This is a genomic window from Nocardia uniformis NBRC 13702 (genome assembly GCF_001613345.1).
Lineage (GTDB): Bacteria > Actinomycetota > Actinomycetes > Mycobacteriales > Mycobacteriaceae > Nocardia > Nocardia uniformis.
The window spans coordinates 98,819-114,365 of sequence record NZ_BDCE01000066.1; the positions used below are offsets into that span (position 1 = coordinate 98,819).

The window sequence follows — 15,547 nt, forward strand, 5'->3', positions numbered from 1 at the left end:
TTGTTGGTCGCACGCCGTCATTACCGGCAGTTGAAAATATCCCGAAGCGAAGGACATCCCTGTCGTGGAAACCGCTGTCAGCACAACGCCATCAGAGGGACCCGGTAGGAGTCGCGCCGGGCGCAGCGAATGGATCGGGCTCAGTGTTCTGGCACTGGCGTGCCTGGTCTACTCGATGGATCTGACGGTGCTGCACCTGGCGGTTCCGGAGATCAGTGCGGTGCTGCACCCGACCAGTTCGCAATTGCTGTGGATTATCGACGTCTACGGATTCATGGTCGCCGGTCTGCTCATCACCATGGGCACGCTCGGCGATCGGATCGGGCGGCGGCGGCTGCTGCTCATCGGCGGCAGCGCATTCGGGATCGTGTCGGTGATCGCGGCCTTCGCCCCGACCGCCGAGATGCTGATTCTGTGCCGCGCGCTGCTCGGTATCGCCGGTGCGACGCTCGCGCCGTCCACGCTCTCGTTGATCTTCAACATGTTTCGGGACCCACGGCAGCGGTCGGTGGCGGTCGGTGTGTGGGTGGGCGCGTTCTCCGCCGGTGGCGCGATCGGGCCGCTGTTCGGTGGCGTACTGCTGGAGCACTTCTGGTGGGGTTCGGTATTCCTGCTGGCGGTGCCCGCGATGGTGCTGCTGCTGGTCCTCGGGCCCAAAGTACTGCCGGAGTTCAAAGATCCGAATGCCGGGCGTCTCGATCTCCTGGGTGCGGCGCAGTCTGTGCTCACCATGATCGCACTCGTCTTCGCCATGAAACAGATCGCGCAGGACGGGGTGAGTGTCTCCGCGCTGGTGGCCCTTGCCATCGGCGTGGCGACGGGTGTGCTGTTCGTCCGGCGGCAGCTGTCGCGTCCGGATCCGATGCTCGATCTACGGCTGTTCCGGCTCGGTGCGTTCCGAACCGCGTTGACGGTCAATGTGATCGGCGTCTTCGTCGCCTTCGGGTACTTCCTGTTCATCGCGCAGTACTTCCAGCTGGTGCTCGGGATGTCGCCATTACAGGCCGGAATCGCGATGGCTCCGTCGGGGATCGGTTTCATTGTCGGCTCGCAATTGGCGCCACGCATTGTGCGAGTCGTGCGGCCCGCCTACCTGATCGGTGGCGGTATGACCGTCGCGGCTGCCGGATTGGCCATGCTGACGCAGGCGTCGGTGAACGACGGTCCGGCGCTGGCGGTGGCGGCGTCACTGCTCATCTCGCTCGGCCTGGCCCCGGTATTCGGTATCACCACCGAGCTGATTGTCGGTTCGGCTCCGCCGGAGCAGGCCGGTGCGGCGTCGGGACTGTCCGAGACCGGCGCGGAACTCGGTGGTGCGCTGGGTATCTCGATTCTCGGCAGCCTGAGTATTGCCATCTACCGGGGCGACCTGACCGATCTGCCCGTCGGATTGTCGCCCGAGGCGAGCGAATCGGTCCGCGACACCCTCGGCGGGGCCGTGGCGGTCGCGGATTCACTACCGGAGCAGCTCGCGACGGCGGTCGTGGACGCGGCGCGCGATGCCTTCGTCCACGGCGTACACCTGACCGCTGGCATCGTCGCCGTGGCGGCCCTGGTGCTGGCGGCGATCTCCGCCGTCAAGCTGCGGCATATCCCGGCCGGAGACCTGCCCGGCCACGAATAACCGAGCGGAAAACGAAACGCCCCGGGCCGCAATGGCCCGGGGCGTTTCACATTCCCTCGCAGCGGACGTCAGCTGTCGAGCGCGTGACCGAAGGCCACGGCCATCTCGGCAACCTCTTGCTCGGTAATCACGAAGCTCGGCGAGATCTGCAAAGCGCCCTGCCCGGCGGCGCGCGTCGAGACACCGTGGGCGCGCAGGGTTTTCACCATACCCAGCGCCTCGCCAGGATCGGCGAGCTGCACCGCCGCCACCGCACCCAGCCCACTGCGCACCTCCGCCACCCGCGCATGCGCGGCCAGCGGCGAGAAGTGTTCGTGCAGCAGCGATTCCAGGTTCTTGCTGGCATCGAGCAAATGTTCGCGCTCGATAATGTCGAGATTCGCCATGGCCGCCGCCGCGGACGCGGCATGGCCGCCGTAGGTGTAACCGTGGCGGAACCACACGCCGCCCGCGAAGAACGGTTCGGCGATATGCGGAGCCACGAAGACCGCACCCATCGGCAGGTACCCGGAGGTGAGGCCCTTGGCGGTGGTCATGATGTCGGGCTGCAGATCGAAACGCGAAGAGGCGAACCAGGATCCGCCGATCCGGCCGAAGCCGGTGACGACCTCGTCGGCCACGAACAGAATATTGTGCTCACGGCAGATGCGACGCACCTCGGTGAGGTAGCCGTCCGGCGGCAGGTACACCCCGCCCGCGCCGATAATCGGCTCGGCGAAGAAGGCGGCAATGCGGTCCGCGCCGAGGTCGGCAATGAGCGCGGTCAGTGCGGCCGGGTCGTCCCAGGCGATGGTGCGCGCGTCGGCCATGAGTTCGCCGTAGCCCTCGCGGTTCACCGGAATGCCCGCGAGCGCGGTGCCCGCGACATGCATGCCGTGGTAGGCGCGCTGACGGCCGACAATAATGCTCTTTTCCGGCTTGCCCTGTTCGTGCCAGTATCGGCGCGCCATCTTGGCGGCGGTGTCGATACCGTCGGAGCCGCCGGAGGTGAAGAAGATCTTGCTGCCGGGTACCGGCGCGATGGCCGACAGTCGCTCGGCGAGCTCGCGCAGCACCGGCGAGGCCAGGTCACCGAAGTTCGAGTAGTGGGCGATATCGCCCAACTGCTTGGCCACGGCGTCGGCGATCTCGCGCCGCCCGTGCCCGACATTGGTGAACCACAGCCCGGCCGTGGCATCGAGATACCGATTCCCGGCCTCGTCCCAGATCTGAGCGCCCTCCCCACGCGCCACCACGAACGCACCATCGCGCTCCACCGCACCCATATCGGCGAAGCCGTGCCACAGCGAACCCATCAGCACCTCCCTCAGCCCCGCCGCCCACACCTCGCAGACGACGCATTTCAGGCAATCACTGCAACGGTAGCGGGGGCGGGAGGTGAAACCGGCACCGGCATCCCGGCAGTGTGAGCGAATCGACCGCTATCGGCGCCGGTGGCCGGGGCTACCGGCCCCGGATTCAAGCCGGTCGTGTGTGCCGGACCTGTTGCGGCTTGGCCTCCTCGTAGGCGGTGCGGCCCGAAAGATGCTCGGGCACGCCGACTTCCCACCACGCGCCCGATTCGGTCCAGGTCGAGGACTGGGTGCGGACAATGACGACCGCTGGCCGGCGTTCGGCAACGGCGGCGGCGCGGGCGCGGGTATAGGCGATGCGGAATTGCACCAGGTCAACGGCGGTGAACACCACACAACCCATGGAGTGGGCGTGGGCGGCGAAATCGACGCGGGGTGGGCGGGGGTGGTTGGTGCGACAGTCGGCGTAGAAGTTGTTGTACGGCTCGCCGCCCTGGTTCTGCTGTAGGCGGCCGATGACCGCGTAGCCGTCGTTATCGCAGACCACCGCGACCATGGGGTGACCGGCGAAGGCGGCGGAGAAGAGTTCGGAATTGAGCATGAGGTAGGAGCCGTCACCGAGCATGGTGGTGACCAGGCCTCGGCTGTGGGTCATGGCCGCGCCCCAGGCGCCCGCGAGTTCATATCCCATACAGGAGAACCCGTATTCGACATCCATGGTGGGTTCGCCCCCGGTGGCCCGCCAGCCGCCGATGAGTTCGCCGGGTAGGCCGCCGGAGGCCGTCATGACGTAGTCGGTGGGAGCATTGAGGTCGTTCACGACACCCACGAGTTGGGCGTAACTCGGCAGGCCAGGGGTGGCGGCGCGCAGCTTGTCGATATGGGTATCCCATTCCGAACGCACCGTGGCGGCGCGCGCGGTCCAGCCGGGATCGGCGCGCCAGCCGGTCATATGCGCGGCGAGATCCTCCAGGGTGACGTCGGCATCGCCGACCAGGTCGATCGCGCCGTGTTTCACCGCGTCGAAGCGGGCGGCATTGATATGGATGAGCCGCACATCGGGGTCGAAGACGGTCCAGGAGGCGGTGGTGAAGTCCTGCAGCCGGGTGCCGATGGCCAGCACCGCGTCGGCTCCGGCGGCCATGGAATTGGCAGACGCCGCGCCGGTGACTCCCAGCGGTCCGGCGTAGAGCGGATTGCCGTGTGCGACGAGCGTACGCCCGGCGGTCGTCTCGGTGACCGGAATACCGTGTCGCTCAGCGAATTCCAGCGCCCGCGTCCCGGCCCCGGAGTAGCGGACACCACCACCGAGCACCATGAGCGGCCGGTGGGCACGCCGCAATGCCGCCGCCCCTTCGGCAAGACTGTGCCGGTCGGCGCGCGGACGCGGGACGCGATGGACGACGGGTTCGAACAGCACATCCGGGAAGTCGTAGGTTTCGGCCTGCACATCCTGCGGCAGAGCGAGGGTGACCGGACCGGTGTCGGCCGGATCGGTGAGCACCCGCGCCACCTGCGGCAGCGTCGCGAGGAGCTGTTCGGGCCGGGTAATGCGGTCGAAGTACCGGCTCACCGCCCGGAACGCGTCATTGACCGTGACCGTCGGATCGCCGAAATGCTCCACCTGCTGCAATACCGGATCCGGTGCACGACTGGTGAAGGTGTCACCGGGTAGCAGAAGCAGCGGCAGCCGGTTGGCATGCGCCACACCGGCGGCCGTCACCATATTGAGCGCACCCGGTCCGATCGACGAGGTGGCGACCCCGACCTGGCGCCGATGGGTGGCCTTGGCAAGGCCGACCGCGGCGAGCGCCATGCCCTGTTCGGTATGCCCGCGCCACACCGGCATGACATCGCGCCGCTCCTCCAGCGCGGTACCGAGTCCGAGCACATTGCCGTGCCCGAAAATGGCGAAGACCGCGGGGAACATGGGCACTTCACGGCCGTCGAGGGTTTCCGAATGCTGAGCGATCAGCCAGGCCACCAAGGCCTGCGCGGTTGTGAGTTTCATGCGGATCGTCCTTCATCTTCGATGGCCGAGCGGCGGTGCGGACCGCCCTATCTGATTCGTCCCTTGTGGTCGGTAACCGGGCAGCGTGGATCGGCCGGCTGGTCGGGCCATTCGGTCCGCACCCAGGAGTGGGCGGGATCGTCGCAAAAGGCCATCGAACGCTCCGGTGCCGGTCCGGCCAGCACATTCAGGTAGTACATCGGGTACCCCGGCGCGGCGATACAAGGCCCGTGATATCCGTGCGGCACCAGGAAAACATCACCGTCGCGGACGACCACGTTCTCATCCAGGGTGCCGTCGGCCGTGTAGGTGCGGTGCATACCGAAACCCTCGGGCGCGGGTGTGCGGCCGTCACGTCCGGCAATGCGGAAGTAGTAGATCTCCTCGTTCACCACCTCACAGTCGCTGGCCTCGTCGTGCTTGTGCGGTGGGTAGGAGGACCAGTTGCCGTCCGGGGTGATCAGTTCGCAGGCATTGAGTTTGTCGGCATGCTCCCAGACGCCGGGCGATCCGAAGTTGGTGACCTGCCGGGTGGCGCTACCCGCGCCGCGCACCTCGACCGGAATATCCTCGGCGGGACCATATTTCGGTGTGAGCCGTCGAGTGCAGCGAGCCATGGGCAGGGCGACTTCCAGCCCCGCGGTGGTGGACAGTTCCACCTCGGCGTCACGCGGCACGTAGACGAAGTCGGTGACCCGGGTGAATACCGAGTCCCGGCCGTCCAATTCGAAGGTCTGCCCATCGACCCGCACGGTGCAGGACCCCGCCAAGGGCAGCACGAAGGCCTCGAACTCATCGGTGCGCAGCGTGCGGGTTTCCCCTGGCACGAGGCGCAGCACCCGCAGTCCGGTGTAGTTCCAGCCCGCCGTCTGCGGCGTGAGCAGGACGGGATCGCTTCCCGTGCCGAGGCTTCCGGCCCGACGATGCAGTTTCATCGCGCCGCCTCCAATGTCCTCGCGGCGGCATCCACGGCGGCGGCCACATCACCGTCGGGCGGGTAGAGCAGCGTTCGCCCGACCACCAGCCCACGCACCACCTCGTGGCACAGCGCCGTACCCCACGAGGCGAGATCGGCGGCCGGGTCACCGGACGGCACACCACCGAGCACCACCACCGGCAGCGTCGTCGCCTCCAGCACCGAAATATCTTCGGGCGCTGGAATTTTCAGCCAGGTGTGCGCGGAGGTGATACCCAGCGCGGCCGCCACCGTAATGGCGCGCTGCAGCGACGCCGCATCCTTGCACATCACCAGGGAACCGGCATCGTCGCGCTGATAGGGCAGCGGTTCCACCATGGCCATCAGCCCGTGTGCCGCCAGCGAGGACACCGCGCGAGCGCACGCGTGCAGCGTCGGCGCGGTGCCCCAATCCGAATCCACCAGGCGCAGTAGCATTTTGCCGCCATCGAGCCCGAATTTGACCAAGGATTCGGCGTCGTAGCCGGTGAAGCGGTCGTCGATCTCCCATTCGGCCCCGGCCAGGCCGCCACGATTCATGGAGCCGACGACGATCTTGTCGTGCAGGGCGTCGAGGAGGAGCAGTTCCTCGACAATGTCGGGGGAACCGAGCACGCCGTCCACCGCCGGATGCTCCAAGGCGATGAGCAGCCGTTCCAGGAGCGTGCGACGGTCGGCCATGGCGGTGCTGTCCGGGCCGACGCCGAGGGCACCGCGCGCGGGATGATCCGCCGCCACCAGGAACAGCGTGCCGCGTTCCGAGAGCAGCTGCGGTCGGCGACGTCGGTCGGCGTAGGCGCGTTGCACCGCTTCGGGTTCGGTGGCGCGCACGCGCAATAGTTGCTGCCAGCGCTCGTCGGTCAGGTGCACAGCAACTCCTCGATTTCGGCGGCGGTGGGCATGGCGTCGGCACAGGCCAGCCGCGACGCCACCAGTGCTCCCGCGGCATTGGCGTAGGTGGCGATTCGATGCGGCTCCCAGCCCGCGAGCAGTCCGTGGACCAGTGCTCCCCCGAATCCGTCGCCCGCCCCGAGGCCGCAGACGACCTCGACCCGGCACGGCGGCACCGTGGAGCGCTCGGATTCGGTGGCGACCAGGACGCCCTCGGCCCCGCGTTTGATCACCGCCAGCCGTACCCCGCGCGCCAGCAGTCGATCCGCCGCCGCGTCCGGATCATCGGTGCCGACCGCCACCCGGACCTCGGTGCGATTGCCCACCACCACATTCACGTGATCGAGCATCCACTCGATTTCGGTCCGGGCGGTGGATTCGTCGGGCCAGAACATGGGCCGGTAGTCGAGATCGAGCACGGTGTGACCGCGCCGCGCACGTCGGCGCAGTACCTCGCGCTGCGTCGAGCGCCCCGGCTCGGCACTGACGCCGGTGCCGGTGACCCAGAGCACCGGAACGGAATCCACCACCTCCCAGGGGATCTCATCCTCGGTCAGCGTCAGATCCGGTGCGATGGGTGCCCGATAGAACAGCAGCGGTGGGTCGGCGGGTGGATTCAGTTCGCAGAACACCACGGGGGTGAGCAGCTCGGGCGCGGTCGACACGTAGCGCGCCGATACGCCGAATCCTTCCAGCGCGGTGCGCACGTAGTCGCCGAATCCGTCCGGCCCCACCTTGGTGAGCACCGCCGCCCGGCGACCCAGCCGTGACGCCGCGACCGCCACATTGGTGGCCGTACCGCCGAGGAATTTTGCGAAGGTGCGCACCTCGGCGAGGGGTACCCCGCTCTGCTCCGGATACAGGTCGACGCCGACCCGTCCGACGGTGAGCACCTCCAGCCCGGTCACGGGGACACCACCCGATCCAATTCGTGTTGCAGCGCTTCGAGTTCCGCACCGCCCGACATCTGCCTGGTGAGCTCCGAGACGTCGATTTCGGATTTGTCGTAGGCTCCGAGCATCGCACCGCGTTTGAGCAGCAGGAAGCGATTGCCCACCGGATAGGCGTGGTGCGGGTTGTGCGTAATGAGCACTACCCCCAGGCCCCGGTCGCGCGCCTGCACCACATATCGCAGCACGATCCCCGCCTGCTTTACCCCGAGTGCGGCGGTGGGCTCGTCGAGAATGAGCACCTTCGCCCCGTAGTGCACGGCGCGGGCGATGGCGACACACTGTCGCTGACCGCCGGACAGTGTGCCCACCGGCTGTTCCAGGTCTCGAATGTCGATTCCCATATCGTCGAGGGCTTTTCGGGTGATCTCGCGCGCCCTGTTCCGGTCCAGCAGCCGCAGCGGCCCGTACCGCCGCGTGGGCTCGGAACCGAGGACGAAATTGCGCCACACGCTCATCAGCGGCACCACGGCGAGATCTTGGTACACGGTCGCGATCCCTCGGTCCAAAGCCTCACGCGGAGAGGCGAATCGGACCGACTCCCCCTCGATGCGCAGCTCGCCGGTGTCGTGCTGATGAACTCCGGCCAGAATTTTGATGAGGGTGGATTTGCCCGCGCCGTTGTCGCCGAGAACGCAGGTGACCTCCCCACCACGCACCACGGTGGACACATCGCGCAGGGCGACGACGCCGCCGTAGCTCTTACCGAGGTCGACGGCTTCGATCAGTGGGGTGGTCATCGGCGTACCCTTTCCGCCTGCTTCTTGAACGCGTTATTGACGAGTACGGCTGCCAGCAGCAGGATGCCGAGGAACAACATGAACCAGTCGCTGTTCCAATTGGCGTAGACAATGCCCTGGCGGGCCATACCGAAGATGAGTGCACCGATGGCCGCGCCCACCACCGAGCCGAAGCCGCCGGTCAGCAGGCAACCGCCCACCACCGCGGCGATAATGTACTGAAACTCCAGTCCCACACCCTGATTCGCCTGCACACTGGTGAAGCGCAGCAGCGTGCACGCACCCACCACCCAGGCGGCGAACGCGGTGGTCATGAACAGCAGGATCTTGGTGCGCATGGCCGGGACGCCGACGGCGCGGGCACTGGGCATCGATCCGCCGACCGCGAAAACCCAGTTGCCGAACCTGGTGCGCATCAATACGAGTGCGGCGATGGCGGTGAGCACGATCCACCAGATCACCGACGCTTGGATGTGGGCGTCACCGATATCGGTGGTGGAGGCGAAAACCCAACCGGCGGACTCGTACCCGTCGGCACTGCGCATACCCGACACCTGCACGGTGCCGGTGACCAGCCGCGTCACACCGAGATTCAGGCCCTGCAGTGCCAGGAAGGTGCCGAGGGTGACGATGAAGCTCGGCAACCCGGTGCGCATGACGACCCAGCCGTTGAGCGCGCCCACCGCCAATGCGAAGACCAGCGACGCGGCGAGCGCGAACCAGACGTTCCAGCCGAGCTGGACCGCCAGCAGGGCGGTGACCAGTGCCGTCGACGCCGTCATCACACCGGCGGACAGGTCGAATTCGCCGCCGATCATGAGCAGCGCCACCGCGATGGCCATAATGCCCAGTGTGGAGGCGTCATCGAGCCAGTTCGCCACACCGGCGGGGCTCAGGAACTCGTTGGTAATCGTCGAGAAGAAGACGAATACCACCAGCGCACCGATTGCCGCGCCGAGCTCGGGGCGGACGATGAGCCGCTGTCGCAGCGACGGCAGGTATTCCGGCTGACTCGCGGGTGGCGTGGGTTCCTTTGTCACAACAGTCATTTCATTCTCCTGACCCGAACTCACCGCGTGCCCTGGGCGACGAGGCCGCCAATGGCGTCGACATTGGTCTTGTCCACGAAGGCCGGACCCGTCTGCACCGGACGTCCACCGCCGACGGAATTGAGGTTCGACCTGTACAGCTGCAGCATTACCACCGGTAGGTAGCCCTGCGTGTACTGCTGCTGATCGACGGCGAACAGCAGGCTTCCCGCCGTAATCGCTTCCACCACATCGGCATTGAGGTCGAAGGTGGCTATCGCGGCATTCGATCGCGCCTCCCGTACGGCGTCGACCGCGCGCGCGGCGATCTGCGAGTTCAGGGTCAGCACCGCATCGATGGAACGGTCGGCCTCCAGCGCACCCCGGATCCGGGCCTGCGCGTCGGTCGGGTTATTGATATCCACCTGTAGGGTCGCGGCATTGCCGAAGCCCTGGGTGGCGCCGGCACAACGCTCGTTCGCGCCGATATTGCCCGCCTCGTGAATGACGCACAGCATCTTGGTCTTTCCGGCATCCTTCAGACGAGTGCCAGCGGACTCACCGGCGAGACGTTCGCTCTGCCCGACATGACCGATGGCACCATAGGTGGCGCTCTCGGCCTCTCCGGAATTGATGGTCACCACCGGAATGCCCGCCGCCACAGCCTTCTCGACGGATTCCCGCAGTGCGTCCGGATTCGCCATGGACACCACCAGGCCGTCCACACGCTGCGCGACCGCGTTGTCGATGAGCTTGGCCTGCTGGCTCGGATCGCCGGAGGAGTTGTATCCGACTCGTACGCCGAGCTTGTCGCCCGCGGCCTCCGCACCATTCTTCACGACGTTCCAGAAGGCGTCGCCGGGTGAGCCGTGCGTGACGAAGGCGACCGATTCGAGGGTGCCCACCTCGACGGGCGCCCGGGTGCTCTCCGTATTCTGCGCGCCGGGGCCGGTGCACGCGGCGAGTACCGCCACCGCCGCCGCCGATAGGGGCAGCCAGCGCCAGCGCATGCGGCGTGCTCCGGTCGGCCGCGATCGAAGTGCTGCAGACATCGTCGTCCTCATTTCCACCTATATCCGTGCGGCAGATAGGGCGGAGCCGATGGCCGCCAGGTACCGCAGGCTGCGTTCGGCGTCACGGCTCGGCGTCCTCGCGGTATCGCCCGGCCGCAGCGCCGTGTCCTGCTCGATCACATACCAGCCGCGGTACCCGGCGCGGTGGATATCGCGGACCAGCGTGTCGATATCGACATCGCCTTCGCCCAGGGCAACGTACAGGCCCTGCCGTACGGCTTCGCTGTATTCCAGTGTGCCGCTGCGAACTTGGTCGGCGAGTTCACGTCGGACATCCTTGAGGTGAAGGTGGCCGATGCGGTCGGGATGGCTTTTCGCCAGGCGAACCGGATCGGTGCCGCCGATGAGCAGGTGGCCGGTATCGAGGCAGAGGGTGAGATCGGAGTCGGCGAGGAAGCGTTCGACCTCCGGTTCGGACTCCACGTGGGTGCCGACGTGCGGATGCAGGGTGGTGCGCAGGCCGTACTCGGCGGCAATGGCCGCGATGGCCGCGGCGGTGTTGACGAGGGTGCGCCACTCGGGGTCGGTGAGCGCCGGGCGGGTGTCGTAACCGTCCAGCCCGGTGGCGGCGGCGAGGATCAGCACCTCGGCGCCGGCCTTCGCATAGCGCGCCGCCACCTCGCGGGCCATGGTCAGCGCCCGATCGGTATCCCGGTGTAGAGCCAGGGCGAGGAATCCGCCGATGGCGGTCAGCCCGTGTTCCGCGAGCATCTCGCGCGTCTCGAGCGGATCGGCGGGTAGGTAGTCGGGCGGACCGAATTCGGTCGCGGTGATACCGAGGGCGGCCATTTCGGCGAGGACGGTCGGCGCATCGAGAACGTGCCCCCAACCGGGCACTTCGCAGACGCCCCAGGAGATCGGTGCCGCGGCGATGCGCAGCGGGTGAAGCGAATCGGTCATCGGAACTTCCTCGGACCTGTCGTAGTCATCGCGTCGCGGTCGTCGCAGTGGCGGCCCGGCGCGTTGGAGCGCTCCAACTATGTAATCTGGATCACGTGCGTGTCAAGAACCCTCCGCCGCGTGGATGATCACGAAATGCCTTGAAATACCGCCTTTCCCTGGGCGATTGCATCTTTCGGACATTACGAAATCGTCCGATTAGAGCGCTCTATTGATTGGCAGGTCGCGAAGCAGTAACGTGCCTCACAGCCGAACCAAGCACGGAGGGGATGATGACGCGACCGACGATGGAGGACGTTGCCGCCCGAGCGGGCGTCTCCCGCGCCTTGGTCTCACTCGTCATGCGAGACTCCCCGAAGGTGAGCGAACACCGCCGCCGCGCTGTCCTCGAAGCCGCCAAAGAGCTTGGCTACCAACCGCATTTCCTGGCTCGATCGCTGGCCAGCCGAACATCCAACATTGTCGGCGTGATGGTGTCGGATCTGCGCAATGCCTTCTTCGCGGATGTGGTGGAGGGGATGGATGCGGCCTCGCAGGAGGCCGGGCTCGAACTGATTCTCAATACCGGGCGGCGCAGTGCCGTACGGGAACGGGCGGCCTTGGAAAGTCTGCTGTCGTTTCGGCCGGGCGGGATCATCCTGCTCTCCCCCGTCCTCCCGGCCGCCGCCATTCGGGATGCGGCGGGGCGGTGTCCGATCGTGCTGGTATCGCGGAGTTCCAGCATTTCGGGCGTGGATACCGTCAATGACGACGGTGAAACCGGTGCGGCGCTGGCGGTGGATCACCTGGCGTCGCTGGGGCATCAGCGGATCGTGCATTTCGACGGTGGGGCCGCCTTCGCGGCCGGACCGCGACGCAAGGGCTATACCGGCGCTATGGAGCGGCACGGCCTCGAGCCGATGGTGATACCCAGTGAACACACCGACGCGGCGGGTGCGGCGGCGGTGCGCAAACTATTGAATATCTTCTCCCCCAGCACCTTTCCCACCGCGCTGGTCTGCGGTAACGATTTCAACGCCTTCGGCGCGATATCGGCGCTGGAGGAAGCCGGACTGCGTGTGCCCGACGAGGTGTCGGTGGTCGGCTATGACAACACCTCGCTAGCCGCGCTGCGGCGGGTCGCGCTGACCACCATCGACCAACCACGCACCCGGATCGGTCGATTGGCGATGGAAGCGCTCGCCGAACGATTGCGCGAGGGCCGGACCGAACCGGTGCGCACTCGCGTCGAACCCTCGCTGGTCGTCCGCTCTACGACGGCCGTACCTCGTAGCTGAAACCAGGAGAACCATGACCCCCATCCGAGTGGGACTGGCCGGGACCGGCCGCATCGGCACCTCACACGCCGAAACATTGAAAACGCTTCCGGGTGTCGAATCGGTGATCGTGGCCGATGCCGATGCCGAACGGGCCCGGGAGGCGGCGCGCAAGCTGGGCGTCGAGTTCGCCCCGGATATCGAGAGTCTGCTCGCCGCCGACATCGCGGGATTGGTGGTCACCACCGCCACCGACTCGCATCCGGAACTCATTCGAGCGGCTGTCGACCGTGGGCTTCCGGTGTTCTGTGAGAAGCCGATCGCCGCCGACATCACGGGCACGCTGGCGGTGATCGAGCACCTGACGGGATCGCCCGTACCGGTGCAGATCGGTTTTCAGCGGCGCTTCGACGCCGGGTATCGGGCGGCCCGCAGCGCCGTCGCCTCCGGGGAACTCGGGTGGCTGCACACTTTGCGGGCCACCACCCTCGATCCGACGCCGCCGCCCGCCGATTACATTCCGCGCTCCGGGGGGATCTTCCGTGATTGCGGCGTCCACGATTTCGACATTATTCGATGGGTGACCGGGCGGGAGGTGACCGAGGTGTACGCGGTGGGTGCCAATCGCGGGGATCGGTTCTTCGTCGATGCCGGTGATGTGGACACCGCAGCCGTGGTGCTGCGCTTGGATGACGGGGCGCTCGCCACGGTGTCGCTGACTCGATACAACGGGGCGGGATACGACGTGCGACTCGAACTGCTCGGGTCGGCGGGCAATGCCATTGTGGGACTGGATGAACGAGCGCCGCTGCACTCGGTGGAACCGGATTACCCACCGTCACCGCTGCCCGCGTATCCCGGATTCATGGATCGGTTCCGGCGCGCCTACACCGAGGAGCTCGCCGCTTTCGTGGCGGTGGTCGACGGTAGCCTGGACAACCCCTGCCCGCCGACCGAGGCACTCGAGGCGTTCTATATCGCCGAGGCGTGTGAACTGTCGCGGCGCGAGCTGCGGCCGGTGCCGATGACGGAGGTCCGGCAGTGAGCACACTCACCCGACGGAATTATTCGACGCTCATCGCGCGTTGGGGCACACCGTGAAGGCGATCATTGCGAACAGCTACGGCGATCCCGGCAGCCTCGAACTGGGCGAACTCCCCGAACCCAAGGTCGGGCCGGACCAGGTACTGATCCGAGTGAAGGCGGCGGGTGTCAATCCCGTCGACTGGAAGGTGCTCGCCGGATACCTCGACCCGATCATGTACGTCCACTTCCCGCTCGTTCCGGGCTGGGATGTGGCGGGCGTGGTCGAGAAGCTGGGTGAGGACGTCCCCGAATTCCAGGTCGGCGACGAGGTGATGGGGTATGTGCGGCGCGATGAGGTGCAGCACGGGACCTATGCCGAATTCGTCTCCGCGCCGGCCCGGACCCTGGCCCGCAAGCCCGCATCGCTGAGCTGGCAGCAGGCGGCGGGATTGCCGCTTGCCGGGCTCACCGCATATCGGTCGTTGCAGCGCGTCGGATTGGCTTCGGGCGAGACGGTGCTGGTGCATGGCGCGTCCGGCGGTGTCGGCTCGCTCGCCGTGCAGATCGCGGTCGCCCAGGGTGCGCGAGTAATCGGCACCGCCAGCGAGCGCAATCATGATTTCCTGCGTTCGCTCGGTGCCGAACCGGTCACCTACGGCGACGGTCTCGGTGATCGCGTGCGCGCGTTGGCTCCCGAAGGCGTCGATGCGGCAGTGGACTTCGCTGGGAGCGGCGTCATCGACGTCTCCCAGGAACTACTGCGCGACCGGACCCGCGTCGCTTCCATCGCCGATGGTGAGGCCCGTGCCAAGGGTGCCCACGTGGTGTGGGTCCGCCCCGACGCCGCCGACCTGACGGCTCTCGCCGACCTCGCGGACGCCGGGAAGCTGACCGTTCCGGTCGACACGGTTCTCCCGCTCGCGGAGGCAGCCGAGGCGTTGAGCCTGAGCCAGAAGGGCCGCGCCCGAGGCAAAATCGTCCTCGACGTCAGTTGACGGAGTTCATGCGACAGCGGCGATGAGCATGTAGGCCGTACCGAGGTCCATCACCACATGTGGCAGGACCGCCGCGGAGGTTGCGGTGCCGATCGGGTGCGGAAAGACGTGCCGCAGTGCCCTTCTCGATGTGGGGAGGGCCATGGCGAGCGCATCGAACGTGAACAGCCCGGCTAGGACGAGCGTTGGGCCCGGAGCGGGGCCAACGTGCAGATGGTCCCCGCCATGGCCGCTCATCGCGTAGAGCATGGCCGCGGCGGCCACAACGTGATACGCGAAAGCCATCACTCGATCTCCGGGAACCGTCGCTTCTTCACTACGCCACTGCATGATTCGGCCGAGGAGGAGCAGTACGTACACGACAATCATCGAGGTCAGTACGCCGCGCATCGCACGTGGATCGACTGCCGCCGGGAAAACCAACATGGCGAGCATGACCAGACACATCATCAAATGTGCCGCGTCTGATTCCTGATCGACCCGGATCGTCCGGTGGGCAGCCAGTCGGCCCAGCACGATTGTGGCCGCGACGCAGAACGCTATGACCGCGAGCCAGCGTAGGGCTCCGTGATCCTGTACGAATATCGCCACACCACACGACCTTCCAGGGCGGTGACACAGACCTGGTTCCATGCTCGCATCGGGTGGGGGCGGGGAGGGGGGATTCCAGGAACATCCCTGTCCGGTGGATCGCCAGGGCGTTGAGTTCGAATCGTGGTCGGGTTGTGCGCAGGTCGCCGTTGCATCGCGCGGCTCGGGTCGGAGAACCGCTATCTCATGTCCCGGCGGAGGGGGTGCTGTGGTGT

General features: G+C 66.9%; 14 protein-coding genes. 4 read left to right on the top strand and 10 right to left on the bottom strand.

Annotated elements, in window-relative coordinates:
* Window positions 1-64 precede the first annotated feature (64 nt).
* On the top strand, window positions 65-1,624 hold the full coding sequence (locus NU1_RS24720) for an MFS transporter (protein ID WP_067524694.1): 1,560 nt from the start codon (window positions 65-67) through the stop codon (window positions 1,622-1,624).
* A 68-nt stretch (window positions 1,625-1,692) separates the two neighbouring features.
* On the opposite strand, the gene NU1_RS24725 is transcribed toward NU1_RS24720, so the two are convergent.
* The 9 genes from NU1_RS24725 to NU1_RS24765 form a co-directional block, all read right to left on the bottom strand.
* Entirely contained in the window at window positions 1,693-2,919 is a 1,227-nt protein-coding gene (locus NU1_RS24725; RefSeq protein ID WP_067524749.1) for an aminotransferase family protein, read from the bottom strand.
* A 163-nt stretch (window positions 2,920-3,082) separates the two neighbouring features.
* Window positions 3,083-4,927, bottom strand: coding sequence for a 3D-(3,5/4)-trihydroxycyclohexane-1,2-dione acylhydrolase (decyclizing) (iolD, locus tag NU1_RS24730; RefSeq protein WP_067524696.1), 1,845 nt, complete (start codon window positions 4,925-4,927; stop codon window positions 3,083-3,085).
* Between the two features lie 47 nt (window positions 4,928-4,974).
* Window positions 4,975-5,862, bottom strand: coding sequence for a 5-deoxy-glucuronate isomerase (iolB, locus tag NU1_RS24735; protein ID WP_067524698.1), 888 nt, complete (start codon window positions 5,860-5,862; stop codon window positions 4,975-4,977).
* Window positions 5,859-6,752, bottom strand: a complete 894-nt coding sequence (locus NU1_RS24740; protein ID WP_067524700.1) for a Cgl0159 family (beta/alpha)8-fold protein — start codon at window positions 6,750-6,752, stop codon at window positions 5,859-5,861. The genes iolB and NU1_RS24740 overlap by 4 nt, the downstream gene beginning before the upstream one ends.
* Entirely contained in the window at window positions 6,743-7,681 is a 939-nt protein-coding gene (gene iolC / locus NU1_RS24745; RefSeq protein WP_067524702.1) for a 5-dehydro-2-deoxygluconokinase, read from the bottom strand. The genes NU1_RS24740 and iolC overlap by 10 nt, the downstream gene beginning before the upstream one ends.
* Window positions 7,678-8,463 (bottom strand): ATP-binding cassette domain-containing protein, encoded by a 786-nt coding sequence (locus NU1_RS24750; RefSeq protein ID WP_067524704.1) that lies wholly within the window; start codon window positions 8,461-8,463, stop codon window positions 7,678-7,680. The genes iolC and NU1_RS24750 overlap by 4 nt, the downstream gene beginning before the upstream one ends.
* Complete coding sequence (locus NU1_RS24755; protein WP_067524751.1) at window positions 8,460-9,512, bottom strand: ABC transporter permease; 1,053 nt, start codon at window positions 9,510-9,512, stop codon at window positions 8,460-8,462. The genes NU1_RS24750 and NU1_RS24755 overlap by 4 nt, the downstream gene beginning before the upstream one ends.
* A 20-nt stretch (window positions 9,513-9,532) precedes the next feature.
* Window positions 9,533-10,543 (bottom strand): sugar ABC transporter substrate-binding protein, encoded by a 1,011-nt coding sequence (locus NU1_RS24760; protein WP_084521775.1) that lies wholly within the window; start codon window positions 10,541-10,543, stop codon window positions 9,533-9,535.
* 18 nt (window positions 10,544-10,561) lie between these two features.
* Complete coding sequence (locus tag NU1_RS24765; protein WP_067524708.1) at window positions 10,562-11,464, bottom strand: sugar phosphate isomerase/epimerase family protein; 903 nt, start codon at window positions 11,462-11,464, stop codon at window positions 10,562-10,564.
* Window positions 11,465-11,736: 272 nt separating this feature from the next.
* Between NU1_RS24765 and NU1_RS24770 the strand changes: the two genes are divergently transcribed.
* The 3 genes from NU1_RS24770 to NU1_RS24780 are packed head-to-tail and all read left to right on the top strand — an operon-like array spanning window position 11,737 to window position 14,741.
* Window positions 11,737-12,741 carry a LacI family DNA-binding transcriptional regulator gene (locus NU1_RS24770; RefSeq protein ID WP_067524756.1) on the top strand — a complete coding sequence of 335 codons (1,005 nt, stop codon included), beginning with the start codon at window positions 11,737-11,739 and terminating at the stop codon, window positions 12,739-12,741.
* A gap of 13 nt (window positions 12,742-12,754) precedes the next feature.
* Window positions 12,755-13,765 (top strand): Gfo/Idh/MocA family protein, encoded by a 1,011-nt coding sequence (locus tag NU1_RS24775; RefSeq protein ID WP_157552977.1) that lies wholly within the window; start codon window positions 12,755-12,757, stop codon window positions 13,763-13,765.
* Between the two features lie 52 nt (window positions 13,766-13,817).
* Window positions 13,818-14,741 carry an NADP-dependent oxidoreductase gene (locus NU1_RS24780; RefSeq protein ID WP_067524762.1) on the top strand — a complete coding sequence of 308 codons (924 nt, stop codon included), beginning with the start codon at window positions 13,818-13,820 and terminating at the stop codon, window positions 14,739-14,741.
* Window positions 14,742-14,747: 6 nt separating this feature from the next.
* Here NU1_RS24780 and NU1_RS24785 read toward each other — a convergent pair whose 3' ends face one another.
* Window positions 14,748-15,332, bottom strand: coding sequence for a DUF5134 domain-containing protein (locus tag NU1_RS24785; RefSeq protein ID WP_067524710.1), 585 nt, complete (start codon window positions 15,330-15,332; stop codon window positions 14,748-14,750).
* Window positions 15,333-15,547: the final 215 nt, after the last annotated feature.

Bases quoted from the DNA above. Each gene is read 5' to 3' on its own strand.
- NU1_RS24725 (WP_067524749.1), bottom strand. From the start codon at position 2,919: ATGGGTTCGCTGTGGCACGGCTTCGCCGATATGGGTGCGGTGGAGCGC.
- iolD (WP_067524696.1), bottom strand. From the start codon at position 4,927: ATGAAACTCACAACCGCGCAGGCCTTGGTGGCCTGGCTGATCGCTCAG.
- iolB (WP_067524698.1), bottom strand. From the start codon at position 5,862: ATGAAACTGCATCGTCGGGCCGGAAGCCTCGGCACGGGAAGCGATCCC.
- NU1_RS24750 (WP_067524704.1), bottom strand. From the start codon at position 8,463: ATGACCACCCCACTGATCGAAGCCGTCGACCTCGGTAAGAGCTACGGC.
- NU1_RS24755 (WP_067524751.1), bottom strand. From the start codon at position 9,512: ATGACTGTTGTGACAAAGGAACCCACGCCACCCGCGAGTCAGCCGGAA.
- NU1_RS24760 (WP_084521775.1), bottom strand. From the start codon at position 10,543: ATGTCTGCAGCACTTCGATCGCGGCCGACCGGAGCACGCCGCATGCGC.
- NU1_RS24765 (WP_067524708.1), bottom strand. From the start codon at position 11,464: ATGACCGATTCGCTTCACCCGCTGCGCATCGCCGCGGCACCGATCTCC.
- NU1_RS24770 (WP_067524756.1), top strand. From the start codon at position 11,737: ATGACGCGACCGACGATGGAGGACGTTGCCGCCCGAGCGGGCGTCTCC.
- NU1_RS24775 (WP_157552977.1), top strand. From the start codon at position 12,755: ATGACCCCCATCCGAGTGGGACTGGCCGGGACCGGCCGCATCGGCACC.